Source organism: Janthinobacterium sp. MP5059B (assembly GCF_001758645.1).
GTDB lineage: Bacteria > Pseudomonadota > Gammaproteobacteria > Burkholderiales > Burkholderiaceae_D > Janthinobacterium > Janthinobacterium lividum.
In genome coordinates, this window is record NZ_LRHX01000004.1 from 70355 (window position 1) to 96288 (window position 25934).

17 protein-coding genes are annotated in these 25934 nt (G+C 62.8%); 4 read left to right on the plus strand and 13 right to left on the minus strand.

Annotated elements, in window-relative coordinates:
• Positions 1 to 29 precede the first annotated feature (29 nt).
• Positions 30 to 1055: an OmpA family protein gene (locus JAB1_RS02680; RefSeq protein WP_034786319.1), complete on the minus strand. Its 1026-nt coding sequence runs from the start codon at positions 1053 to 1055 to the stop codon at positions 30 to 32.
• 471 nt (positions 1056 to 1526) lie between these two features.
• On the opposite strand from JAB1_RS02680, the gene JAB1_RS02685 reads away from it, so the two are divergent.
• Positions 1527 to 7280 (plus strand): MG2 domain-containing protein, encoded by a 5754-nt coding sequence (locus JAB1_RS02685; RefSeq protein ID WP_070278589.1) that lies wholly within the window; start codon positions 1527 to 1529, stop codon positions 7278 to 7280.
• A 17-nt stretch (positions 7281 to 7297) separates the two neighbouring features.
• Positions 7298 to 9394, plus strand: coding sequence for a penicillin-binding protein 1C (gene pbpC / locus JAB1_RS02690; RefSeq protein WP_070278591.1), 2097 nt, complete (start codon positions 7298 to 7300; stop codon positions 9392 to 9394).
• Here the strand turns inward: pbpC and JAB1_RS02695 are convergent, their stop codons facing one another.
• The 10 genes from JAB1_RS02695 to JAB1_RS02740 form a co-directional block, all read right to left on the minus strand.
• Entirely contained in the window at positions 9395 to 10915 is a 1521-nt protein-coding gene (locus JAB1_RS02695; RefSeq protein ID WP_175445009.1) for a DUF2875 family protein, read from the minus strand.
• A gap of 215 nt (positions 10916 to 11130) precedes the next feature.
• Positions 11131 to 13449 carry a DUF3274 domain-containing protein gene (locus JAB1_RS02700; RefSeq protein WP_070278595.1) on the minus strand — a complete coding sequence of 773 codons (2319 nt, stop codon included), beginning with the start codon at positions 13447 to 13449 and terminating at the stop codon, positions 11131 to 11133.
• A gap of 92 nt (positions 13450 to 13541) precedes the next feature.
• On the minus strand, positions 13542 to 14222 hold the full coding sequence (locus tag JAB1_RS02705) for a hypothetical protein (protein WP_139144420.1): 681 nt from the start codon (positions 14220 to 14222) through the stop codon (positions 13542 to 13544).
• 75 nt (positions 14223 to 14297) lie between these two features.
• Positions 14298 to 14606: a hypothetical protein gene (locus JAB1_RS02710; RefSeq protein ID WP_070278600.1), complete on the minus strand. Its 309-nt coding sequence runs from the start codon at positions 14604 to 14606 to the stop codon at positions 14298 to 14300.
• Between the two features lie 105 nt (positions 14607 to 14711).
• Positions 14712 to 16058, minus strand: coding sequence for a sigma-54 dependent transcriptional regulator (locus tag JAB1_RS02715; protein WP_070278602.1), 1347 nt, complete (start codon positions 16056 to 16058; stop codon positions 14712 to 14714).
• Between the two features lie 3 nt (positions 16059 to 16061).
• The gene (locus JAB1_RS02720; RefSeq protein ID WP_070278604.1) at positions 16062 to 17951 is read right to left on the minus strand and encodes an ATP-binding protein; all 1890 of its coding nucleotides are present in this window, start codon (positions 17949 to 17951) and stop codon (positions 16062 to 16064) included.
• 122 nt (positions 17952 to 18073) lie between these two features.
• Positions 18074 to 18865 (minus strand): ABC transporter ATP-binding protein, encoded by a 792-nt coding sequence (locus tag JAB1_RS02725; protein ID WP_034786306.1) that lies wholly within the window; start codon positions 18863 to 18865, stop codon positions 18074 to 18076.
• Positions 18866 to 18876: 11 nt separating this feature from the next.
• Positions 18877 to 19698: an ABC transporter permease gene (locus JAB1_RS02730; RefSeq protein WP_034758877.1), complete on the minus strand. Its 822-nt coding sequence runs from the start codon at positions 19696 to 19698 to the stop codon at positions 18877 to 18879.
• 15 nt (positions 19699 to 19713) lie between these two features.
• Positions 19714 to 20715: an ABC transporter substrate-binding protein gene (locus JAB1_RS02735; protein WP_070278606.1), complete on the minus strand. Its 1002-nt coding sequence runs from the start codon at positions 20713 to 20715 to the stop codon at positions 19714 to 19716.
• Between the two features lie 408 nt (positions 20716 to 21123).
• Positions 21124 to 21360: a hypothetical protein gene (locus tag JAB1_RS02740; RefSeq protein ID WP_070255060.1), complete on the minus strand. Its 237-nt coding sequence runs from the start codon at positions 21358 to 21360 to the stop codon at positions 21124 to 21126.
• A gap of 479 nt (positions 21361 to 21839) precedes the next feature.
• Here JAB1_RS02740 and JAB1_RS02745 point away from each other — a divergent pair, with 479 nt between their 5' ends.
• Together JAB1_RS02745 and JAB1_RS02750 are read left to right on the plus strand one after the other, a co-directional pair.
• Entirely contained in the window at positions 21840 to 22340 is a 501-nt protein-coding gene (locus JAB1_RS02745; RefSeq protein WP_010396453.1) for a winged helix-turn-helix domain-containing protein, read from the plus strand.
• A 332-nt stretch (positions 22341 to 22672) separates the two neighbouring features.
• A complete protein-coding gene (locus JAB1_RS02750; RefSeq protein ID WP_034786297.1) occupies positions 22673 to 23545 on the plus strand; it encodes a M90 family metallopeptidase in 873 nt (290 codons plus the stop codon).
• A gap of 22 nt (positions 23546 to 23567) precedes the next feature.
• Here JAB1_RS02750 and JAB1_RS02755 read toward each other — a convergent pair whose 3' ends face one another.
• On the minus strand, positions 23568 to 24269 hold the full coding sequence (locus JAB1_RS02755) for a LytTR family DNA-binding domain-containing protein (RefSeq protein ID WP_070278608.1): 702 nt from the start codon (positions 24267 to 24269) through the stop codon (positions 23568 to 23570).
• Positions 24266 to 25924 carry a sensor histidine kinase gene (locus JAB1_RS02760; RefSeq protein WP_070278610.1) on the minus strand — a complete coding sequence of 553 codons (1659 nt, stop codon included), beginning with the start codon at positions 25922 to 25924 and terminating at the stop codon, positions 24266 to 24268. The genes JAB1_RS02755 and JAB1_RS02760 overlap by 4 nt, the downstream gene beginning before the upstream one ends.
• Positions 25925 to 25934 lie beyond the last annotated feature (10 nt).

A 25934-nucleotide genomic window follows, 5' to 3' on the forward strand; every position in this document is an offset into this window, starting at 1 on the left:
TATTCACAAGTGGCGTACCACTGTTTAGCTTACTGCACGCGGCGTTCGATGGTGATTTGTTCCACTTCAACGCGGCGGTTTGGTTCCAGGCACTTGATCAGGTCGGCACGCTTCTTGTTATCGCAGGTGACGACAGGATTGGTGGAACCCTTGCCTTCGGCCGTCAGGCGGTTGGCGGCGACACCGTGGGCGACCAGGTATTCTTTGACTGCATCAGCGCGCTGCTGCGACAGTTTCAGGTTGTACTTGGCCGAACCGATGCGGTCGGCATAACCACTGATGACGACGTTGTTGACGTCCGGCGCTGCGTTCAGCACGCGGGCGATTTCGTCAAGCTTGGTCTGTGTCGGGCCCAGCTTGGCGCTGTCGAACGCGAACAGTTCCGTTGCTGCCATCGTCACTTTTTCAAAGCGTGCTGGCGGTGGCGGCGGTGGTGGCGGCACGACCACGACGACTTCTTCACGCACTGGCGGCGGTGGCGGTGGTGGCGGCGGTGCAGGTGGTTTGTCGAACGCGAAGTTCAGGCCCACGGTGACGTAGTAGTTGTTGGCCTTGCTGCTCGGGTCGAACGTATTGCCGCGCAGGAAGCCGTGCACGTTGCGCACGTCAGCCTGGAACGACAGTTGATCGTTGATCGTGGACTGGAAGCCCAGACCGACGCTGGCGTACGGCGAGCTCTTTTTGCGTTCGCCGAAAGCGAAGCTGGTGTCCTTGTCGCGCTGCATGCCGGCACCGACCAGCAGGAAGGGGCGGAAGGCTTTACGCGAGAACATGTACAGACCGTCTACGCCCAGCGTATTTTGCTGGTAGCGCTGTTGGCCATCCTTGGAGCGGGCATACGTGGTGCCCAGCTGGATATCCCAGTCCTGGGAAACAGGTTTACCGAAACGCAAGCCTGCGCCATACCCGGTTTTATCCGTAGCGAAGTCGGAATCTGGCTTGAGGGCGTTGAGGCTAGGTTGAATGTACCAGGAAGGATTGATTTCCTGGGCCTGTGCGCCGAGGGCGGAGCACAGTACTGCGGCGGCAACGGCGATTTTTTTTAGATTATTCACAAGTAACTCCCAACGTTGATAAGAGATTTTCTCTAATGCATCAATGCGACAACTGCCAGACATGCTATTGCTAGAGATAGACAACAATTCCAGGTGCGCTTTCTTGCGATAAATGCACTGCTGTTGGAGTAGAGAATACGGTTGCAGGTTCACGTGGTCGGTGCGTTAGCGCACAAAGCATTGTTGTATATCAATGGTGTTGCAGATTCACGACAACTACTTCGGTGTTGAAAAAAACTAATTCGCCTCCGGAAAATTTTGCAATCACGGCCATATTCTGGCGCCGTAACTGGAGGCAATCGTACGACTTGTTACCAGCATGCCACTGTATATTAGCAACAATGATGAGCTTGATAACTAATATTACATTGATGTTGTATTCCTGCCGCGTTCTGTTGTTTTTCCGGGCTTCTCTCGGGCAACTATCGTGCGCCGCAGTCAGCTCCGCCACTTTTCATCAAGGAGTTACCCGTGCCTGACCACCCCCGTGCTGTTTCTTCCCCGCTGTCCGGCAAATTGGCCCCGCTGGGTCTGCTGGCGGTGCTGCTGTCGCTGGGCATGGCTATGCCGGCCTGGGCCGATAGCGGCGTGTCCCTGTTTTCACCGAGCGGCACGGTCAAGGCCGTGCGCCAGGTACGGGCCCAGTTCTCCACGCCGATGGTGCCGTTCGGCGACATGGGCTTGCCCGCGCCGTTCGCCATCGATTGCGGCAAGGCCGAACCTGCCGTCGTGGCGGGCGCGGGGCGCTGGGCCGACGAGCGCAACTGGAACTATGATTTCGAGCGCGACTTGCCGGCCGGCGTGGCGTGCAGCTTTGCCTTGAAAGCGGGGCTGAAGGACCAGGCAGGCAAGCCCTTGCAGGGCACTAGCGCCTACCGCTTTTCCACGGGCGGCCCGGCCATCGTCGAGGCCGTGCCGTATGACGGTCAGCCGTATATCGATGAAAACCAGATCTTCGTGCTGGGCCTCGACGCGGTGCCGAACGACGCCAGCGTGGCCGCCAACGCGTATTGCCGCGCCGATGGCATCAATGAAAAGATTCCCGTGCGGCAGCTTGTGGGCAAGGAACTCGAGCAGGTACTGGCCCTGCGCAAGAGTTTTCTCGACCGTTACCTGACCGTGTATTTCAAGAAGCGGGGCACGCTGTGGAAAGTGGGCATGCCCGTCGCCAGCAAGGGTGCGCCGCCGCTGCCTGTGACCGTGTTGCAATGCAAGCGCAGTTTTCCCGCCAACGCCAAGGTGTCGCTCGTGTGGGGCGAGGGCATCGCCAGCGCCAGCGGCATCGCCACGGACAAGGCGCAAACACTGCAGTTCAAGACGCGTCCCGATTTCACGGCCAAGTTCAGCTGCGAGCGCAGCAATCCGAAGGAACAGTGCATTCCCTTCCTGCCCATGCGCGTGCAGTTTTCCGCGCCCGTGAGCGCGGCGCAGGTGCGCGCCATGACCCTGAAAGGCGGCGGCAAGACGTATGCGCCGACGATTGCAAAAGAGGAAGAAAAGGCGGAATTCCTGTATGGCGCCACCTTCAACGGCCCGTTTCCCGTGCAGGCCAGTTTCGTGCTGGCCCTGCCGCCGAAGCTGACGGATGACGCGGGCCGCGCCTTGCTCAACCGCGCGCGCTTCCCCATGACGGTGCGCACGGGCGAACAGCCGCCGCTGCTGAAGTTCCCGGCGCCGTTCGGCATCATCGAAGCCAAGGGCGACGGTTTGCTGCCTGTGACCGTGCGCAATATCGAACCTGTGCTCTCCGGCAAGGAAGTCGCGCAGCCATCCGCTGCCGCCACGGGCGCCACCTTGCGCGTGCCCGACAATGACGACAAGTTCATCATCGAGTGGATGCGGCGCCTGGCCGGCAATGGCGATGGGGGCGAATACTGGCAGCCATATGCGCAATATGCGGGCAACATGAGCAAATCCGTGCTGGCCGACGCTGCCGGCACGCGCCCCATCAGCCTGCCTCGTCCGGACGGCAAGAAAACCTTTGAAGTGATCGGCATTCCTTTGCTGAAACCGGGCTTTTATGTGGTCGAGCTGGCCAGCCCCATCCTCGGCAAGGCATTGCTGGGCAAACCGACGACGGCCTACATCCGCACGGCCGCGCTGGTGACGAATCTGGCGGCCCACTTCAAGCATGGCGCGCAATCGTCGCTCGTGTGGGTGACGTCGCTGGACAAGGGCGCGCCTGTCGCGAAGGCGCAAGTGGCCGTGCGCGACTGCGCCGGCAAGCTGCTGTGGCAAGGCGCCACGGGCGCGGACGGCGTGGCGCACATCCCCGGCGAGCTGGCCAATTCCTCGTGCAAGAACAATGGCCGCTACTTTATCAGTGCGCGCAGCGGCGGCGACATGACGTTCACCCTGTCGGACTGGGTGGGCGGCATCGAAGCCTGGCGTTTCAATTTGCCCACGGACGACACGCGCGCCGACAACACCTTGCTGGCCACGGTATTCGACCGCACCTTGCTGCGCGCCGGCGAAACCGTGCACATGAAGCATTTCATCCGCAAGCACACGGGCGAAGGCATGAGCCTGATCGACAAGAACAACGGCCCCGGCAGTGCCACCTCCATCGTCATCACGCACCAGGGCAGCGACCAGAACTACCAGTTGCCCCTGCGCTGGTCCGCCAGCGGCACGGCGGAAAGCGACTGGGTCATTCCCGCCGATGCCAAGCAGGGCGAATACAGCGTGACGATGGCGGGCCGCCCGTCCGGCAGTTTCCGCGTGGAAGCGTTTCGCGTGCCGACCATGAAGGCCGTGCTGCAGGGACCGAAGGCGCCCGCCGTGCAGGCGAAGCAGCTGGCCCTCGACGCGCAAATCACGTATCTGGCTGGCGGCGCCGCCACGAATGCGCCCGTCAAGTTGCGTACGGTGCTGCAAGACAAGAGTGTTTCCTTTGCCGATTATCCCGAATACAGCTTCAGCAATGGCGACGTGAAGGAAGGCCTCGTCAAGCAGGGCACGGGTTACGACGACGATGAGGGCGAGTGGCAGGACGAGGGCAATGGCGGCCGTGCCGGCCCCGGCGCCACGGCCGCGCGCACGCAAAGCTTGACCCTGGACAAGGCGGGCGGCGCGCGCATCGTCATCGACCAGCTGCCGCAGCTGTCCACGCCGCGCGACCTGGTGGCGGAAATGGCTTTCCAGGATGCGAATGGCGAGACGGCCTCCGTGGCGACAAGAGTGCCGCTGTGGCCATCGAACGTCGTGATCGGCATCAAGCCTGACGCCTGGGCCTTGAGCAAGGATGCCTTCAAGTTCACGGTGGCCGTACTCGGTACCAATGGCAAGCCGGTGGCGAACGCCCCGGTCGCCGTCGACTTTTTCCAGCGCAACAGCTATTCGCACCGCCGGCGCCTGATCGGCGGCTTCTATGCGTATGAAAACAGCAGCGAAGTGGTCAAGCTGGGCCCTGCATGCTCGGGCAAGACGGACGCCAAGGGCCTGTTGATTTGCGACGTGAAGGCGCCCGCCAGCGGCAATCTGATTCTGCGCGCCCGCACGCAGGACAGTGCCGGCAATGCGGCCATCGCCAACCGCGAAACCTGGGTGGCCGGCAGCGGCGACTGGTGGTTCAACGCCAGCGACAATGACCGCATCGACGTCTTGCCGGAAAAGAAACGCTATGAACCGGGCCAGGAAGCGAGCTTGCAAGTGCGCATGCCCTTCCGCTCGGGCACGGCGCTGATCACGGTCGAGCGCGAAGGCATCCTCGACACCTATGTGCGCCAGCTCAATGGCCGGGAACCTGTGGTGACTATCCCGGTCAAATCGAATTACGCGCCGAATGTGTATGTGTCCGTGTTTGTCGTGCGGGGCCGGGTCGATGGCGTGCAGCCGACGGCCTTGGTCGACCTGGGCAAGCCGGCTTACAAGATGGGCATTGCACCGCTGAACGTGGGCTGGCAGGCGCATGAGCTGAACGTGATGGTGGTGTCTGACAAGGAAGTGTATAAGACGCGCGACAAGGCGGAGGTGTCCGTGCGCGTGCGCCGCGCCGACGGTAAAGCCTTGCCGGCCGGCGCGGAAGTAGCGCTGGCGGCCGTCGACACGGGCTTGCTGGAACTGATGCCCAACGATAGCTGGAACTTGCTCGACACCATGATGGCGCAGCGCAGCCTGCAGGTGGAAACGGCGACGGCGCAGATGCAGGTGATCGGCAAGCGCCACTTCGGCCGCAAGGCCTTCCCGGCCGGCGGTGGCGGCGGCAAGGGCGCGAGCCGCGAGCTGTTCGACACCCTGCTGTTCTGGAAGGGCACCGTCAAGCTCGACGCCAAGGGCGAAGCGACCGTGCAAGTGCCGCTGAACGACTCGCTGACGGCGTTTCGCATCGTCGCCATCGCCAGCGCCGGCAAGGAATTGTTTGGCACGGGCAGTACGGATATCCGCAGCTCGCAAGACTTGATCTTGATGTCGGGCTTGCCGACCCTCGTGCGCGAAGGCGACCAGTTGCGCGCCGGATTTACCGTGCGCAACACCTCGGCCGCATCCTTGAGCGTGGACCTCAACGTCAGCGCGGCCGGCAAGGCATTGCCGCGCCAGAGCTTGACCTTGGCGGCGGGCGAAGCGCGCGAAACGGGCTGGGATTACCAGGTGCCGCTCGGCGCGACCAGCATTGTGTGGGAGATAGTCGCCAAGGCAGGCAGCCATACGGATAAACTCAAAATCACGCAAAAGGTGGGCCAGGCCACGCCCGTGCGCACGTATCAAGCCACCTTGCAGCAGATCGACAAGCCCATCAATATGTCCGTGCAGATGCCGGCCGGCGCCTTGCCGGGCCGGGGCGGCATCCAGACGAGCTTTGTCGCCAGGCTGGGCGGCGAGCTGCCCGGCGTGCGCGAGTACATGGCGGCCTATCCGTACACGTGCTTCGAGCAGAACACGTCGAAGGCCATCGCCCTGCAAGACCAGGAGGCGTGGAACAAGCTGGCCGCCAGCCTGCCCGCCTACCTGGACAGCGACGGCCTGCTGAAATACTTCCCCATCATGGAGCAGGGCAGCGACAGCCTGACGGCGTATGTGCTGTCGGCCACCCGGGAAGCGGGCTATGCGATTCCCGAACAGACGAAAAACCGCATGGAAGCAGCCTTGACGGCCTTCGTGCAGGGCCGCATCGTGCGCCGTTCCGCGCTGGATACGACCGACCTGGCCGTGCGCAAGCTGGCCGCGCTGGAAGCGCTGTCGCGTTCGAACAAGGTGCCGCCCGATGCGCTGGAGAGCATCAGTATCAGCCCGAACCTGTGGCCGACGTCCGCCGTCATCGACTGGAGCTTGTTGCTGCAACGCACGCCAAGCCTGGCGCGCCGCGATGTCCTGCTGGCCGAGGCGCAGCAGATATTGCGCGCGCGCCTGAATTTCCAGGGTACGACCATGGGCTTTTCCACCGAGCGCAAGGATAACTGGTGGTGGCTGATGGTCTCCGGCGACGTCAATGCCAACCGGCTGCTGCTGGCCGTGATGGACAATCCGGCGTGGAAGGACGACATCGGCCGTCTTGTGCGCGGCAGCATGGGCCGGCAGAAGAAGGGCCGCTGGGATACGACGGTGGCTAACGCCTGGGGCACCCTGGCGATCGCCAAGTTCTCGGCCAAGTTCGAAGCCACGCCCGTGACGGGCGCCAGCGCCGTCAAACTGGGCAGCGATACGCAAGCGCTCGTGTGGAATGGCGCGGCGAAGGTCGGCCCCGTGCTGCAAGCGTGGCCGAAGGGCACGGACACCCTGGGTCTGGCGCACAGCGGCACGGGCAAGCCCTGGGCCACCGTGCAAAGCCTGGCGGCCATCCCGCTCAAGGCGCCCGTCTCCAGCGGTTACACGATCAAGAAAACCATTATGCCGGTGGAACAGAAGACGGCGGGCGCCTGGTCGCGCGGCGACGTCTACCGCGTGCGCCTGGACTTGTCGGCGCAGGCGGACATGAGCTGGGTAGTGGTCGATGACCCGATTCCCGCCAGCGCCACGGTGCTGGGCAATGGCCTGGGGCGCGATTCGCAGCTGCTCACGGCGGGCGAGAGGTCCACGGGCTGGGTCTGGCCCACGTTCGAAGAGCGGGCGTTCGACGCTTTCCGCGCGTATTACGCCTTCGTGCCAAAGGGTAACTGGAGCGTGGAATACACGGTGCGCCTGAACAATGCAGGGGATTTCAGCCTGCCGGCCACGCGCATCGAAGCCATGTATTCGCCCGAGATGTTTGGCGAGTCGCCGAACGCGAATGTGAAGGTGGGGCAGTGAAAGGGTTTGTTTTACTGATGGGCGGCCTGCTGGCCGGCCCGGTCTTCGCTGAAGCGATATTGACGCCTGCCCAGGTGCAGGCCGCGTACCGCAGTTCGGAAGCGCAGCTGCTGGACCGCAGCGGTGTGCCGCTGCAATCCTTGCGCGTGGACATGAAGGTGCGCCGCTTGCCGTGGGTGCCGCTGGCAGACATCTCTCCCGCCGTGCAGCAGGCCGTGCTGCTGGCGGAAGACCAGCGCTTCATGCGGCATGGCGGCGTGGATGTGTCCGCGCTGGCCACGGCCGCCTGGGACAATCTGTTTTCCAAGAAACCTCGGGGCGCTTCGACCATCACCATGCAGCTGGCAGGCCAGCTGGACGCGGACTTGCAGGCGTCTTCGGGCGGACGCAGCCTGCGCCAGAAATGGGACCAGATGCGTGCGGCCCAGGCTATCGAGGATAGCTGGAGCAAGGCGCAGATTTTTGAAGCGTATCTGAACCTCGTATCGTTCCGTGGCGAATTGCAGGGCATCGCGTCCGCCTCGTACAGCCTGTTCGGCAAGGCGCCGTCGGGCCTGAACCAGACGGACGGCATCATTTTGGCCAGCCTCGTGCGGGCGCCGAACGCGCCGCCGGCCGCCGTCACGCGCCGCGCCTGCGCGCTGGCGAAGGAATGGCGCATGGACAGCAGTTGCCAGCTGATCGGCCAGCGCGTGCAGACGGCCTTGCAGCGTAACGCCCTGTATGCGGAGCTGGCGCCGGCGCCGCAAGTGGCGCAGCAACTGTTGAAACAGCCGGGCGCGCAAGTCGCCAGCACCCTGGACGGCCCCTTGCAGCGTTTCGCGCAGGAAAACCTGCGCCAGCAACTGGCGTCCTTGCGCGAGCGCAATGTCAACGATGGCGCCATCATCGTGCTGGACAACCGCAGCGGCGACATTCTCGCCTATGTGGGCAATGCGGGCGGCAGCCATGTCGATGGCGTGGCGGCCCTGCGCCAGGCCGGTTCCACCTTGAAACCGTTCTTGTATGAACTGGCCATCGAGCGCCGGCTGATGACGGCCGCGTCCGTCATGGACGATTCACCGCTCGACGTCGCCACGGCGTCCGGCATGTATGCGCCGCAAAACTATGACCGCAATTTCAAAGGGTATGTCAGCGCCCGCACCAGCCTGGCCAGTTCCCTCAACATTCCCGCCGTGCGCACGGTGTTGCTGACGGGGCAGGACGGCTTCTATAACCGCCTCAAGGACGTGGGCCTGTCCAGCCTGACGGAACCGGCCGAATACTACGGTCCTTCGCTGGCGCTGGGTTCGTCCGAAGTAAGCCTGCTGGAACTGGCCAACGCCTACCGTGCGTTGGCCAATGGCGGGCTGTACAGCACGGCCAGCCTGCAGCCGGGCCAGGCGGGCAAGGATCGGCGCCGCGTGATGGAGCCGGGCGCTGCCTTCATCGTCGGCGACATCCTGGCCGACCGCGCCGCGCGCAGCATGACCTTTGGCTTGCGCAACGAGCTGGGGACGAATTTCTGGAGTGCCGTCAAGACGGGCACGAGCAAGGACATGCGCGACAACTGGTGCATGGGCTACTCGGCGCGCTACACGGTGGGCGTCTGGGTGGGCAACTTCGACGGCAAGCCCATGTGGGACGTGTCGGGCGTGACGGGCGCCGCGCCCGTGTGGCGCGACGTGATGGATTACCTGCACAAGAACGTGCCCAGCCATGCCCCGAAAGCGCCGCCCGGCGTATTGCAGCAGATGGTGGCGTACCAGCCCGCGCTGGAAGCGCCGCGTCGCGAATGGTTTATCGCCGGCACGGAAAGCCCCGTCATCGCCGTATTGGGCGACACCGTAAAGCCACCCGCCATCGTGTATCCGGCCGAAGACAGCATCCTCGCCATCGACCCCGACATCCCGCCCGCCTTGCAGCGCGTGTTCTTCCAGGCCCAGGGCAGCCACGCCTTGCGCTGGGTGCTCGATGGCAAGGACATGGGCGGCGCAGCGGAGAGCATCAGCTGGCGTCCCGTGCCAGGCAAGCATGCGCTGGCGCTCGTCGATGGCGCCGGCAAGACGGTGGCGCAGGTGGCGTTCCAGGTGCGGGGCAATGCGCTGGCGCAGCTTGCCGCACAGGGCAAATAATCAGTTCGATGGATAATTCGCCGGGTCGATGGCTGGCGTGACGTAGTGCCGCAATACATCGCCGCCGTGCGGATGCTTTTGCGTGCGGCGTTTTTCTTCCGACGGCGGGCTGACCAGCACGATGGTCGCTTCGTCCGGATTGCGCAGGTTCACCACGGCGCTGATCCCCCCATCGCGGTAGCTGCCCATCACGCCGATGGCCATCTGCACGAACAGGGTGGCCGCGCCCGTGTTGCCCAGTCGCTGATCCGTGTCGATCCACTGCGCCGTGTTGCCGCTGTCGAGTTCCGTGCCGCCATCTTCCGCATGTTTCAGCAAGGTCTTGTGCAGCGCCACCAGCTGCGCCTGATTGCCGCCCGTGGCGGCGACCAGGCGTGCCGGTGCGGCGGGACGCTCGGCTTCCGGCAAGCTGCGCAAGGCTTCGTGCCAGCCCGCCTGCAATGCCTGTTCGCGCTGGTCCTTGCGCGTCAAGGGTTTTCCCTCCTTGTCGAGCATCCTGACGAACGTGGGCCTGTGGATGAAGCCGAAGGTGGGCAGGCGGTTCAGCTGCGCCAGTTGCTCCTTGTTGAACGGCAAGGGAAACCAGGGCGTGGGTTGCCAGTCTTTCGGTGGGTGATAGGTCTTGTGCTGGAGCTTGTCGAGCATGCTGAAGCTGCCCGTGCCGCGGATATCGGAGCGCTGCGCAAATTGCGCGGCAACGGGGAGCCATTCGGCGATCGTGGGCTGGCGCCGGGTGGTGGCTGCCGGATCGCTTTCCAGACGCTCTTGGGGCACGGTACCCATCAAGTCATAGTAGGCCAGATACAGGCGCCGCGCCACGCCGTAGGTATTCAAGTCATCGACGCTATCCTCGGGCGGCGCATCGTCGTAGGCGAACTTTCGCACGGCATCGATGCGTTCGCGCCGGGCCAGCACGAACAGGGCCGAGGCGTCGGGCATTTCGGGAATGTAGTAGCCGTCCTTGACGAGTGATGGCGATTCATTTGGCCGGTAAAGATCGCGCGTGGACATGCTGTCCTCTGAGTTGAGTACGATGTACGGCACGTCGGGATGGGCATCGAAGAAGGCAAATATGTCTTCCAGAATACGGTCCGGGTATTCGCTGAAGCGGCGCGGACCGGCAGCGAACAGATGCCAATGCATGCCGGAAGGTGCTGCGCCAGCGGCCAAGCCTATAACCGGTGCGTCGGGCCTGTCACGCATGCGTGAATTAATGATCGGTGGTTCTGCGTTAAAAACGGGCACGCCAAAATACATCGGAGTATCCCTCGCGCCATTTTCCAGCGCGTCGCCGCCGCGGCCACCAGCCATTCCAGATCGTTCCATCGCATCCCAAGGATATTTTTTAGTATCCTGCTCGCGGATGCTGGCGTAGACATTTCCATTCTGCAGCGCTTCCCACAGCTTGCCTTGGCGATACTTGTCCAGGGTGATACCAAGGCCGATGACTTCCAGCATGTACTCGCGCTTTTCCTGCTCGGTGGGCGCCGCCAACTGCACATGCTGCTTCGCGACTGCCACGGGCTTGGGCGAATGTAACCAGCGTGATCCAAGCAATGTGGCCGCGACGATAGGCGGGACCAGCAACAGCCACTGCAGGTGTTTCCATATATTGCTGCGCATCGTGGACTCCAGCAAGAAAGGTAATGGGCTGATCAGCAAAGACCACAGCAGTAGCAGTGCCATGACGATGGCGGCTGCATACAGCGGATATTGCATGCGGAGGAATAAATTTTTCATCTTGGGATGTCGTTGCTGGCTTTATGGACGACAGGAGTAACGACCGATTCGGTACGCCTGCCGTTGACTATTTCACATACAACGGTGGAGGGCAGCCCAGCCTGCAGGGCAGGTAGCCAGGCCGGTAACTCTCCCGAGCTATAGTATTGAGCATTGCCTTCAATAATCTGTTTGCGCTGCGCGGACTCAGCGGCCCAATAGATGCCAAATTGCGTCAAGAACTCTTCCCATCTGGGTATGGACGGTCGCTTAAGTATCAGTGGATTTCGTTGTAGCCGCCAATCCGCCACCGCACACAAATACCGGTAAAACAGCGGATCGCTGCTGGCTTTGCCCCCGCCAATAGCCACGTCATACGCCGTCACGTTGCGGTGGTTTTCCGCGTTGCCGATGATGGCGCCGTGGAAGGATTTGGGGCTGACCTCGTTCTGCCAGCGCTGGCGCGCCTCGTTCGGGGTTTCTTCGCGATTCACAAGTAGCATGTCGCCGCCGCCCGGATGGCGCGAGACGCGGTCGAGCTTGCATTGGTCGCCCGCTTCCTTGCCCAGGTTCAGGGCCTTTTCCACTTGCTCGCGCTCGCCCGCGCCGAACATGCCGGCGCCGTATTCGGGAATACGATGCTTGAGTGGCCGGGGATCGGCGATGACTTCCTGCCTGCGCATGCGCAAACCTTGCTTGCTGGTCACCGCGATGGCCGCATCGATCGGGTCGACCTCCTCGCACGGTCCTTGCTGGTCGCGCGGCAGCCTGGCCTGGTCGGAATCCCTAGGGAACTTACCAGGGCGGATCTCGCCACCGTCCAGCACGGGCGCCCTGGGAACGCGCAGTGCTTCGCCATTGATCGTGCGTAAGCCTTCGCGCCGTCCAGCTTCCGTTGAAAAGATATTCCATTTTGCGGGTTTGACGGGCGGCCATTGTGTCTCGGCATGGTTGCCCCGATGGCCCCGATTGGCGCCCGCCACATAGGCATGGTCGTCCTCGCCTTCCACGCGCAGGGCGAAGTCGTGCGGCGGCAGGCCCACCAGCACCGGCCCGCTGTTCTTGCCAGTGGCATCCAGGCGTTGCTTGTTGGTAAAGACGCGCTGGTAAAATCCTTTACCCAGTTCCACCAGCGGCTGGCGGCGCTGGAATTCCTTTTCCCAATAGGTGGGGCCATCGCCCCAGATGCTTTTGTCCGTCTTGCCCCTGGTCTTTGACAGGCCATGGCCGTCGATGTGGTCGGGTATCCCCTGCCAGCCGATGCCTTGCATATTATCCAGCGCCACCGTCATGTCTTCGGGACAAAAGTACAGGTAGACCTTGCCCCGGTTGTCGCGGTCCGCTTCCGCGCGCCATGCCGCGCCCGCCATCCCATGGCAGACGGTGTGATCCTTGATCTGCGCGAAGGCGGGCGTGGCGTGCTTTTTTGCCACCACGCCCTGCACGATCTGCACCAGCGTTTGCAGGCGCGCATGCAGGGTCTGGCGATTGCTGATGGCGTCGTACTGGTCTTCCATCGCCGCATCCCGGCCGCCACCGAAGATGCGGCTGGTTTCCACCGCGCCGAAAAACATGGTCGTGTCTTCCACCAGGCTGTAGGGCGGATGCGTAAGGATCAGCGTGTCGGCCGGCCGCTTGCCTTCGTCGAGCAGAAAGGCCTGTGCCAGCAGCGAGATCAGACAGCCCTGGCTGTGCGCGACGATGGAAACCACGTCATTGCTGTCGTAGTCGCGGATCATGGCGATGAGCGCGGCCAGGCGCTTGGCGGCCAACACCATGTACATGCGGCCCGGCGCCGTCATCAGCGGACGCACGGGGTCGCCGCCCACGTCGTATGGAGAGAATAATCCCTTGTTCCACATGTCGGGCAGGGTATTGGTGGCATTGCCGAACGGGCCGCCGTTCTTCGACATGTCCTTGTCCAGGCGGTTGCCATAGCGGTCCGTATTCTGGCCGTTGACCATTTTGCTGGCGTTGCTGCGTTCGCGAAAGCCCCAGTAGAACGGGATGACGGGGCTGTACGTCGCGTCATCCGGCTTGCGCTTGAAATACACGTCGTCCGGGTCGGCTATGGTTTCACGCTTGTCGGACTCCTGCGGCAGGCGATAGGTGGCTGGGGTGAACACGTGGCCGCCGCCATACATGCGCGCATCGAGTCCCTGGCAGAGTCCTTTTTCCACGGCACTGAAACTCGTACCCACGTCGTTGACGCCATGGATGACGATGACGTTGCCCGGCAGCTCAGGGCGGATGCGCACGATGGCGTCGTTGAGGCGGCCGCAATGGAGCAGGGCGGTATTCTTGCCGCTGGTGTAGGGAAGTTTGGGATACGCCATCGCCGCTCCATGCTGACCAGACAGGCCAGTGTAGAGGGGCGGGATGGCGGATTAATTGCGTTTACGCAAGCATTGCGGAAAAGAAGGCGGCCTTACGGCGCGCTGATGATCTTCGTCAGCGCGATGCGATACGCGGGCTGCACGTCACCATCCTTGTCCAGCTTGTCCGTCATGATCACGCCGTAGCCTTGCGCGTACCACACGTATTCGCCGCTCTTGCCTTTGCTCTTGCCACCGACGTCGCGCAGTTCGAACTTGCAGGCATCGGGGAAGCGGCGGTCGCCCAGTTCCAGGCGTTCCCAGCCCAGGAAGGTGATGGAGAAATCGCGTTTGTCGGTGCGCGTGGAGGTGGTGATCTTGTCGGACAGGCCCGCCAGCGGATAGTGGGTGTCCGTTCGCGTGTCCGTGAACTGCACGCGCACTTCCTGGCCGGGGCGCATGGTGGCGGGGATGGCGGACTGCGGCGTGTAGACGTTCTTGCTGCGCACGGTGCCGTCTTCATTGTAATGGACCGCGCCCGTCAGGAATACCTGGCCATCGCGGATGTCCTGGTAGGACGTGGCCAGCAAGACGCCGCCGTCGAGGATCAGCTGCGTGCCTTTCTGTTTCTTGCCTTCGAACATCTCTTCGACGTTGACTTGCGCATCGCCATTGTTCTTGCTGAACTTGATGCCTGTCGTCAGCTCCATGCATTCGCCCACTGTGGGCGCCGCCTGCACGCTCGCGGCCGCGAATACGCTGGCCGCCACTATTCCACACCATGCTGCTTTCATTGTCATCCTGAATATATTGCAAAGGCGCGATGATAACGTGCCTTGGAGCAATGTGGCGCAGCGCTGGAGGCAGACTTAGCGGGCCGGCGCGACTGGCGTCGCTGGCGGCGTGGTGGCCGGTCCGCTGGCGGCCGGAGTGTCCGGCGCGGCCACGGGCTTGCCGCGCCGCGTGCGTTTGTCCGTGCGCGTCTTGGCGGGCTTGGCGTCGTGGATCGGTTTGCCTTTATTGTCGAGCTTGTCGGACTGGTCCGATTTCTGGCCTGGATCGTTGGGATTGTTGGTGTGGTTGCCCGTCTGGTTCAGATTCGTCGTCGACTGGGCTTGCACCCAGGCGCCGCCGACGGTCATCAGGGTGGCGGCCAGCAAGAGAGCGGCGGTTTTCATGGCAGTGTCCTGTGCAGAAATGAGGAAGAGCTTGCATTCTCACACAGGATACCGGCGGCACGGGTAGGACGCCGCCTCATGGCTGTGTCGGCTACTTGCTACTGATTATCGGAATTGCTCCGTCGAGATATCGAAGCGCTTGAGCTTGTCGTACAGGGTTTTCTTTGGAATATTCAGGCTGGCGGCCGCGTCGATGACGTTGCCGTTGTGGCGGCGCAAGGCTTCTTCGATGATGGAAATCTCGAACGTGTCGACTTGCTCGGCCAGCGAGGCTTCGCGGCAGCCGGCCGGGCTCAGGGTGTCGTCCAGCAAGCCCAGCACGAAGCGGTCCGCTACATTGTGCAGCTCGCGCACATTGCCGGCCCAGCGCTGCGCCATCAGCGAGGAGATCAGTTCGCCGCTGACGAGGGCAGCCGGCTGGCCGTAGCGCAGGGCTGCCTGCAGCACGAAAAACTCGAACAGCAGCGGGATATCCTCGCGCCGGTTGCGCAGGGCGGGCAGGGTCAGGCTGGCCACGTTCAGGCGGTAATACAGGTCGGGACGGAATTTCCCTTGTTCCGCCAGGACATTCAAATCCTCCTTGGCGGCGGCGATGACGCGGAAATTGACGGAAATGAGTTTATTGGAACCGAGCCGTTCCACCTGGCGTTCCTGCAGCACGCGCAGCAGTTTCACTTGCAGGGCCAGCGGCATGCTTTCGATTTCATCGAGAAACAGGGTGCCGCCGTTCGCATATTCGATCTTGCCGATGCGCTGGCGCTGCGCGCCTGTAAACGCGCCTTCCTCGTGGCCGAACAGTTCCGATTCGAAGATCGATTCGGGCAGGGCGCCGCAGTTGATGGCGACGAACGGATGGTCGCGCCGTTCGCTGAAGTCGTGCAGGCAGCGGGCGATCAGTTCCTTGCCGGTGCCCGTTTCGCCGAGGATGATGATGTCGGCCGATTTCGGCGCCAGGTTCAGTACCAGCTGGCGCACCTTGGCCATGGCCGCGCTGCGGCCCACGATGCGCGCCTCGATGCCGACGCGCTGCTCGAGCTGGCGGCGCAAGTTCATGTTTTCCAGCACCAGGTGGCGCTTGTCGAGCGCACGGCGGCACACTTCCACCAGCAAGTCGGCGGAAAACGGTTTTTCGATGAAATCGTAGGCGCCACGGCGCATGGCGCCCACGGCCATCGACACGTCCCCGTGGCCCGTGACGAGGATGACGGGCAGGCTGGCATCCTGCGCCACGGCGATATCGAGCAGTTTCAAACCATCCATGCCGGGCAGCTTGATATCGCTCAATAAAATGCCGGCAAATTCGGGCACCAGGTAGGGCAGCGCTTCCTCGGCCGTGGCGACGGCCGTCACTTGCAAGCCGGCCAGCTCCAGCGATTGCCGCGCGCCCTTGCGCACGACGGCATCGTCTTCCACCAGCAGCACTTGCATGCCTTCAAAATTATTCTCGTGCATTCCCTATTCCTTCGTCTCTATCTTATTCTCCCCCGGGGCGCAGCTCAGGGTGATGGTAAATTGCGCGCCGCCCCCTTCCTGCGCGCTGCGGTTGCGCACGGCCAGGGCGCTGCCGGCCGCGCGCAGTATGCCTGCGCTGATCGATAATCCCAAGCCCAGCCCGTGTTCCTTGGTGGTATAGAAGGGGTCGAATATCTTGTCGAGCGAAGCGAGCGGGATGCCGGGACCATTATCGGTGATATGCAGCACGGCGAGGTCGCCTTCGCGGCGCACCTGGAACCAGATGTGCACGGGCTCGCTTTCCGGCACGGCATCCATGGCGTTCGTGATCAGGTTGGTAAACACCTGTTCCAGGCCGATGGCGTTGCACAGGACGATGATGTCGTCCTCAAGCCAGCTTTCATGCAGGGTCAGGCGCTGCGAATGCTTGCGCGTGCGGATTTGCAGCATGGTTTGCGCAAATGCCTGGCGCACGCTGACGGGTTTGCGCGCATCGTCGCTGCGCCGCGCAAAGCCTTTCAGTTGCGACGTCACGTAGCCGAGCCGCTTGACGAGGTCGGAAATGGTCGACAGGTTATCGAGCGCATCGTCGATGCGCCCGCGCGCCAGGAACACCTTGGCATTGTCGGAAAACGTTTGCAGGGCGGCCAGCGGCTGGTTCAGCTCGTGCGTGACGCCGGCCGCCATCTGGCCGATGGCCGCCAGCTTGCCACTTTGCACCAATTCCGCCTGGGCATAGCGCAGGGTCTGCTCGGCCCGTTCGCGCTCGGCCACCTCTGCCTGCAGGCGGCCATTCGCATGGACCAGGTCGGCCGTGCGCTGTTCGACCTTGATTTCCAGCTGTTCATAAGCGCGCGCCAGGGTTTGCTGCGCATTGAGCTTGTCGGCGATGCGGCGCCGGCGCTGGCGCGCATACATCAGGGCCAGCAGCAGCAGGGCCCAGCCCAGCGCGGCGGCGATGGCTGCATTGCGCGCCGCCTCGTTGACCTGGTCGAGCTCGGCCAGCACGGTGATCTGCCATTGCAGCGGACCCAGGGCGCGGTTCACGGCCAGGTAGTCTGCGCTGCCGGACAGGGCAGGCGTGTCGCCCGTCTGCGGACGCTCCAATGTCATCACGCTGGCGCCATCGGCAAACTGGCGCCGCACGCGGTGCGGCAGGATGGGCAGATTTTCTTGCAGGAACTGGCGCTGTTCGCTGATGTCTTTCTTGGCGTCCGCCGACAGCGGGGCCAGGGTCTTGAACTTGAACGCGGGTGTGGTCGCCAGGATCAGCACGCCATTCGCATCCTTGACCCAGATCTGTTCGCCCGCGCCGGGCGTGCGCCACGATTGCTCGATCCAGTCCAGGTTGACCTTGGCGGCGACGATGCCGATGATGCGTCCGTTGCGCTGCACGGGCTGCGAAATGAAATAGCCGGCTTCGAAGGTCGAGGCGCCGATGCCGTAGAAGCGGCCGATGCCGCCCGCGAACGCATCCTTGAAGTAGGGCCGGAAACCGTAGTTGACGCCCACGTAGGAGCTGCGGTCTTGCCAGTTGCTCGACGCCAGGGTCGTGCCCTTGTCGTCGAGCACGTAGACGGCAAAGGCGCCCGCGCGGCGGTTCATGTCGACCAGGTAGGCGTTGATCTGCGTGACCTTGTCGGCGCTGGGCTGTTCCAGCAATTGCGCCACGGCATCGCTCTGGGCCACGGCCAGGGGCAGGAATTCGTACTTGTTGAGGGCGCCGCCGATGGACGCCGCATACAGTTCCGCGCGCGAATCGAGGGTGCGGTGCAATTCATCGAGCTGGCGCTGCTTGACCCAGGCATACGACGCCCACGTCAGCACGACCAGCGAGCCCACGGCCAGCAGGGGGGCGAGCGCGGGTCTCAGGGGCCATTTGCCGAATGCCATGGTGCTCCGTGTGTCGGGTTAAAAACAGCGGTATTGTAAAGCTGAAACCCGCAAGTCGAGGACTGGGGTCGGACCTTAAGGTCCGACCCCGGCACTTGCTTTCGGGTTTGGCCGCACGACGACTAATCTGCCGTACTTGCCATCGTTTCCGCGTTGTGATGGCGCTGTTGCTCTTCCATCACCATCTCGCCCAGCATGCGTTTCAAGCGGTTGAACTCGGGGTCGCTCGGGTCGCGCGGGCGGGGCAGGTCGATGGCCACGTCGCGCTTGATGGTGCCGGGACGGTAGGTCATGACGATGGTGCGGTCGGCCAGGTAGATCGATTCCTCGATCGAGTGCGTGACGAAGACGATGGTGGTGCCGAAGACTTTCCAGATTTTCAGCAATTCATCTTGCAGGTTGCGCCGCGTCAAGGCATCCAGCGCGCCGAACGGTTCATCCATCAGCATGATCGGCGAATCGAGGGCCAGCACGCGGGCAATCGCCACGCGCTGGCGCATGCCGCCCGACAAGTCTTTCGGGTAGCGGGCACGGAATTCCGTCAAGCCCAGCATGCTCAGCAGCATGTCGACCCGTTCCTTGATCTCGGCCGGAGTCTTGCCGGCGATTTCCAGGCCGAAAGCGATATTGCTTTCGATGGTCATCCAGGGGAACAGCGCGTATTCCTGGAACACCATGCCGCGGTCGGGACCGGGTTCGGTGATCAGCTTGCCGCCGGCCAGGATCTGGCCGGAGGTCGGCTGCGAAAAGCCGGCGATGGCGTTCAACAGGGTCGACTTGCCGCAGCCGGACGGGCCCAGCAGGCAGATGAACTCGCCGCTGGCGATTTCCAGATTGATATCCTTCAGGGCGATGACGTCCGCGCCGCCCGTGGTGAAGATTTTATTGACTGCGTTGATATTGATCGTGGTCATGGCCGTTCCTCTTAGTGTTCCAGGCCGCGGTGCCACTGCAGCAAATGATTATTCAGGGCATTCATGGCGATATCGATGGCCAGGCCGAACAGGCCGATGGTGAACATGCCGGCGATAATCTTGTCGGACCAGAAGTACTCGCGCGCTTCCAGGATGCGGAAGCCGAGGCCGCTATTCACGGCGATCATCTCGGCCACGATCACGACGATGAAGGCCGTGCCCATGCCGATGCGCGCGCCGGCCAGGATATACGGCGTGGCCGCCGGCAGGATGACGCGGCGGAACATGGTCATCTGGCTGGCGCCGAGGTTGCGCGCGGCACGGATGTAGATGCCGTCGACCTGGCGCACGCCGGCGATGGTATTCATCAGCACGGGGAAGAAGGAACCGATGCTGATCAGGAAGAAGGCGGGCGGGTTGCCCAGGCCGAACCACAGAATCGCCAGCGGAATGTAGGCGATCGGTGGAATCGGGCGCAGCACCTGCACCAGCGGGTCGAACAGTTTATAGATGGTCTTGTTGGTGCCCATCAGCAGGCCCAGCGGCAAGGCCAGGCCGGCGCCGATGGCAAAGCCGCCCAGCACGCGCGACAGGCTGGCCCAGGCGTCGTGCGGCAGTTCGCCCGAGAACATCCACACCAGGTAATTGCCCGCTTCGGGCGTGTAGGCTTCCATGGGGATCAGGTATTCATACCATTTCACCACCACGGCCACGGGCGAGGGCAGGATCTGCGGGTTGATCCAGCCAAACGTCGACATGGCTTGCCACAACAGCAGCACGGCGACGGGCACGGCGGCGCCGTGCGCGAAGCGTTTCATCATTTGAATATTCATCGTGACACTTTCAGATTAGCGAGGTGCGTAGGACTTCTTGGCTTTTTCCAGCAGGTCCAGCTTGACCCAATCCTTGGCGACAGGCGCTTTGGCCATGCGGCCCACGCCGAACTTCACCATGTAGTCGGTGGTCAGCTGCACGTGGCTTTGTGTGATGTCTTCCGTGAAGATGGCATTGTCGATGGCATCGCGGTAATCCTCGGTGGTGATCTGGTTCTTGAACATCGATTCGCGCACGTATTTTTCCGCCAGTTTCGGGTCGGCCAGGAAGGCGCGCGTGGCAGCGACGAAGCAATCCATGAAGCGCTGGGCCACGGCCGGCTTTTCCTTGTACATTTTTTCCGTCATCACGAGCGCGCGCACGGGCTCGCCCAGCGGCGTGTCGTAAGGCTTGAGGATGGCCGCGCCGTATTTCTTGTGGATCGCCTGGGTCGAGTACGGCTCGGACTGGCTCATGACGTCGATATCCTTGGTCAGGAGCGCCTGGTTCAAGTCAGGGTAGCCCATGTACAGGATCTGCACGTCCTTGCCCGGCTTGTCGGACCAGGTCAGCTTGGCCTTGGTCAGTTCGGCAAACAGCAGGATTTCCTGCGGGCCGCCGCGCGTGACGCCGACTTTCTTGCCTTTCAGGTCGGCGATGCCCTTGATGTTCAGGTCGGGACGGCCGACGATCTGCACGCCGCCCTTGGCGAAGCCGCCCACCAGGTACACGGGCAAGCCCGTGGCGCGGCCCGTGATGGCCGCTTCCAGCGCGCTGGCGGACACGTCGATTTCGCCGGCGATCATGGCCGGCACGATGTCGAGGCCCTTGGCGAAGATGCGTTCTTCAATTTTCAGGTCGTATTTCGGCGCGATTTCCTTCATGTAGGCGACGGCGCCGTAATGGGCGAATTTCAGGTTGCCCAGGCGTACGGTATCGGCTGCGTGGACGGCCAGCGGGAATTGCGCGGCCAGTGCGACGGCGACGGCCAGTGCCTTGGTGTTCAGGAAGGACGAGATGCGGAAGGTGCGTGCCATGCTGTTGTCTCCAAAAGGTAGATGGTTTTATATAGTGGGTCAGGCTGCCGCTCTGATGGCGGTTATGAAAATATAAAAGCATCTTCCGTGCCAGTGGAGCGCATTTTGGCGTTTATTGCAAGTGATTGTTTATAAAGGTTTAATTTGGATCTATTGAAAATAGGAAATGGCGAGATTCCGCCTTTCCGCACGGGGAGGGGAAAGGCTGTGCGGATTGCCGCATTTTTGGCGGACGGGTCCGCTGTCCGCTTGCGGGTTCATTGCAGGTGAACCTTCATGGCGTGGCCGACTCCAATCGTAAAAAAACGCGTTGCAGACAGGCTGGCAACGCGTAACTCCCCCGTGGAGTAGGGGCGGCGCCGCGCGGGCGCCTGATCGATCGCCGTCCGGCGGCCTCGTCTTCAGGCTTTACTTCGGCGCCGTGGCGGGCGGCAGCGCGGGCGCGGTGGCCGGGTCGGTCAGCGGCGCAGGCGGCGTCGTGCTGCCTGGACCCGTCTCCGGCGTGGCTGGCATGACGGGCGCCGGCATCACTTGCGGGGTGGAAGCGGGATTGGGTGCCGTTTCGGGCAGGGGCGGCTCGGCCGGTTTTTTACAGGCGGACAGGCTGACAAGCAAGGCGGCGGCCAACAGGGCAGGTATTTTCATGATATTTCCTTTGCAAGAGTCGAAGGTGCGCGATGCGGGCGGCGGGCGCCGCGTGCGAAGCTTGAATTTATTGCAATGGTGGTTCCGCTTCTGTTCGCTATTTCACTTTGTGCCATGAATGGGAGCACAGAGCGGGAGTGCAGAGTTTTTAGATGTTTTTTTGAAATGCCATGAGAGAAAGAATTCAGTAGGGCAATATTTTTCACTTTCTTGCTTCTAATGTTCGTTAACGCACAGACCGTAGCCGCCGGCGCAGGCATTCTGTGTCCAGACGCTCAGGATTCGTGGTGTTCTGGTATAAAAATTGCCAAGAACTTAACAATCCGGGCTACCGGCAATCGTTTAAAAGGAGTATTCAAATGCATGCAATGACTCAGTCTCACGTGAAGAGCGAATTAAAGGCAGCGCACCAGGAACTTCGTAGCCCCGAAAAAGGCTCGCAAATGGTAGAACGCGCAGCACCCATCCCCCCGGAACGCATGAATCCAATTTCCATGGCACCGATCGAGCGCGTGCGTTCGACGTCGGCTACCTTGCGCCGCATCGAAAACATGCAAAAGCTGATCGGCGAATTGTCGCTGCACGAGATGCTGGCCGACGAAATCGCATGGTTCCTCAAGTTTTCGCCATCGGGCGCCCGCAAATACATCCGCGACCTGCGCGAAGCGGGCGTGATCGAACTGGCCCGCTATATCGAAGGCACCGCCACCTACCTGGGCAAGGCAGTGTACCAGCTGACGCCGGATCCTGAGCGCGTGCGCGCCTTCCTGGCCGCCATCGTTCAGCCAAAACGCGAAGGCGCGCCACCGCGCAAGGACCGTCCAGGCCTGCGCGAGCAAAGCATGGCAGGCAGCGGCCGTCACTTCCACATCCTGGCCGATGACACGCATTACGCCATCCGCGTCAACCGCGGTCCCGTGACGCGCGATCCCCTGGTTGCCGCTCTGTTTGGTGCACCACAGCAAAAGGCCGCAGAATAACGCTTGACCAAACCTCGCGCGGCGTGCGGCCTGCGATGCTCACCGTACTAGAGTACGGTTGCGCTTCTTAGCCACAAATCATCGCCGCTCGCTACGGTTTTGTCAGGCGTTGGAACGTTGTAATGAAAGAATGAAAGCCGGGTTGCAACCCGGCTTTTGGCGTTGGAGCCGGCCCTTTGATCTTGGCGGATTGAAAAGATGTTAATCAACCCCATGTGGGCTGGACTGCCCGCCCGTCCCGATGCGGGGTTCATTCGAAGGAGCTTGTCCTTGTCTGCCTACGCCGCCTTGTTATCGTGTCCGCCCCTGCCTTGCCTGAAACGGGCCGCCGCATGAATCCGCTGCTGTGGATCGCCCTCGTCACGGCCGCCATCGTATTTTCACTGTGGTTTCCCCGCTGGCGCTTGAAGCGGGCCTTGGCGAAACCCTTGCCGGCGGAAGGCTTGGCTGTGCTGGAAAACAATATTCCCGTCTACCGGCATATGCCGGCGCCGCTGCAGGAGCAATTACGCCGTCTCGTCGTGCAATTCCTGTATCAAAAGAAATTCGTCGGTTGCGGCGGCCTGGAGATCACGGACGAGATGCGCTATACGATTGCCGGCCAGGCTTGCTTGCTGCTGCTGAACCGCCAGACGCAGGTGTATCCGGAACTCGACACCATCCTCGTGTATCCCACGGAATTCATCGTCACGCGCGATGAAGTGGGGCCGGGCGGCGTGGTGACGCCATCGGCGAATGGCTTGCTGGGCGAATCCTGGGGCGATGGCCGCGTGGTGCTGGCCTGGGACCACGTGCAGCGGGGCGCGGCCGACTGGAGCGATGGTCACAATGTCGTGCTGCATGAGTTTGCGCATCAGCTCGACAGCGAATCGGGCGCCGCGAATGGCGCGCCCTACCTGCCCAGCGTGTCGAGCTATCGCAGCTGGGCCACCGTGCTGTCGCGCGACTTCGACAACCTGCGCCACGATGCCATGGTCCAGCAGCAAAGCGTGATGGACCATTACGGCGCCACCAATCCCGCGGAATTCTTTGCCGTGGCCACGGAAACCTTCTTTGAAAAGCCGTACCAGATGGCCGAGCACCACGAGGAGCTGTACGCGCAATTCTTGCAGTACTACAAGGTCGACCCGCGCGACTGGATGGCGCCGCCCGTGGAAGCCGAGCACATGGCCCCGCCGTTCCCCAACTACGCGCCGCACTGGTAAGTTTGGCTTTAATTCAACAATATCAGCCCAGCAGCCGCTGTTTCAGCGCGGGATAGCTGCTGCGCGACACGGGGATGCCCGTGCTGGTCTGCGTGTCGAGCGCATATTTGCCGCCTGCCGCGATCTGCAGCCGCTTGAAACCCAGGCTGTTGACGATGTAGGAGCGGTGCACGCGCAGGAAGTGGGGCGGCAGCAGGGCCATGAGCTTGTCGATAGGCAAGTCATGAAAACACTGTTCGCCGTTGCGCAGCACGATATTGCTGTAGTGGCCATCGGCTTGCACGTGGTCGATGTCGGCCATGGCGATCCATTCCAGGGAACCGCGCTTCTTGACGGCCAGCGAGGCCGCCTCCGTGTGCCTTCCCGTATAGCGTTGCAGCGCCTTGTGCAGGCGTTCGCGGCTGAAAGGCTTGGCAACGAAGTCGAGCACGCCAAATTCGAACGCCGTGATCGAGCGTTCCGCGTGGGCCGAGACGATGATGGTCTGGAACGAAGCATTTTGGGCCAGGCGCAGCAGGTCATAGCCGTCCGCGCCATGCAGGTTCAAGTCCAGCAGCAGCAAGTCGATCCGGTCTTGCCCCTGCTCTTGCGCCAGGGCGGCCAGGGCTTGCGGCACATTGTCATGCAGCGCCAGCGCCGTCAGGCGCGCGCCGAAATGCGCGCGCACCTCGCGTTCGAGGCCTTGCGCGATCAGCGGTTCATCTTCCAGTATCAACACATTCATGGCGCCGCCGGCAAGGTAAAGGTGAGGCGCCAGCCCGTTGGCTGCTGTTCGCTCGCATAGCGGGCCATATCGCCGAACACGGCGTGCAGGCTGGCGCGGATGTATTGTTCGCCCACGCCGCCGCCCGCGTGCGGGCGCGCCTCGCCTGCGGGCAGGGCCAGGGTAAGCACATGCGTTTGCGCATGTTGTGCGATGCGCAGGACAAACAGGGCGCCGTGGCGGTAGCGGTTGTGGCTGAACGCATTTTCCAGTGCCGTCAGCAACATGGCGGGCGGCACGGTGATGCCCGCCGCCTCGCCATCGAGTTGCAGGCTGCACGGCTGCTGCAGCCGCGTGCCCATGATGCTCAGGTAATTCGCGCACAGGGCCAGTTCCTGCGTCAGGGCAATGCTGGGCTGCTGCGCGAATTCGTTGAGCATGCGCAGCTCGGCGCCCAGCGCCTCGATGAAGGTTTCGGCTGACTGCGGCGATTGTGCGTTGAGTTCGCTGATCAGACTGAGGGAATTCATCAGGAAATGCGGTTGCATGCTTTTACGCAGGAGCTGGTTTTCCAGCTGCTGGGCGCGTGCCGCCTTGCTGCGCTCGCGCAGCAGCTGGGCCAGCAATTGCGCGCACAGGGGCAGCAGCAGGAAGCACACGACGAGGGCGAAGCCGCCTTCGGCAAACTGGCTGCCCGTCAGCAGGAACAGCGCGCACGAGGCCAGCGCGATCAAGGTGCCGCCGCGGCTGCCCGGCAGGCGGCGCCACAGGGCGCCCAAGTTGAGCGCCAGGCTCGCTGCCAGGCCCGTCAGAAACATCAGCCAGCAGCGCGCGTCGAAATGCACGTGCAGCGCGCCGGCCAGCGCGATGCCCGCCAGCAGCACTGCCGCCGCCAGCGGCCAGCGCGGCAGGCGGTAAGCCGTATAAAAATACAGGGGCAGCAAGGCGGAAAACAGCCACGTCAGGGCGCTGACGGCATACAGGCGCGGCATGTGCCAGGGATAGGCATAGCCGGTCAAGCTGCGCCAGAGTTCCACCACCAGTAGCAGCGCCGCCACCAGGCACAGCGCGGCAAACATGGCCCAGTGACGCTGCCGCTGGTACAGCGCCGTGAGGGCCAGGAAGAGCGCTGCGACGGCGCCCAGCGCCCCGGCCAGGAGCAGTGGCGGCAGCCGGTACCAGGCCAGGCCCGCGCGGTAGTCTTGCCGGTCGACCAGGTACAGCGCATAAAATGGCGACGCCAGGTGGGCCGGCACGTGCTGCGTCGACAGCAGCAGGCGCAGGTGGTGCTTGCCCATGGCCAATTGTTGTGGCGTCAGGTGGATGGCGAAATCGATGTCGCCCGCGCGTTCCCCGCTGGCCTGGCGGGCCGGCTGGCCATTGCTGCCGATCAAGACACCATCGAGCCACAGTTCGCTGGAAGCCAGCGCCGACAGCACCAGCAACTGCGTCGACGACGGCGTGGCGGTCAGGTTGACCTCGCGCTCCACGCACAGTAACAGGCCCGGCTGGACCAGCTGCTGCAGCGAGGCGGGTGCGGACGGGGTGTTGCCGCAGGTGCGCCAGCCTTCGTCCAGCCAGAGCGGATGCATGGCGCAGGCGAAAGAGGGCACGGCCAGGCAGCAAGCAAGGCAGTACCGCAGCAGGGAGCGGAAGAAGGAGGGCATGGCGGGCATTGTAGCTGCT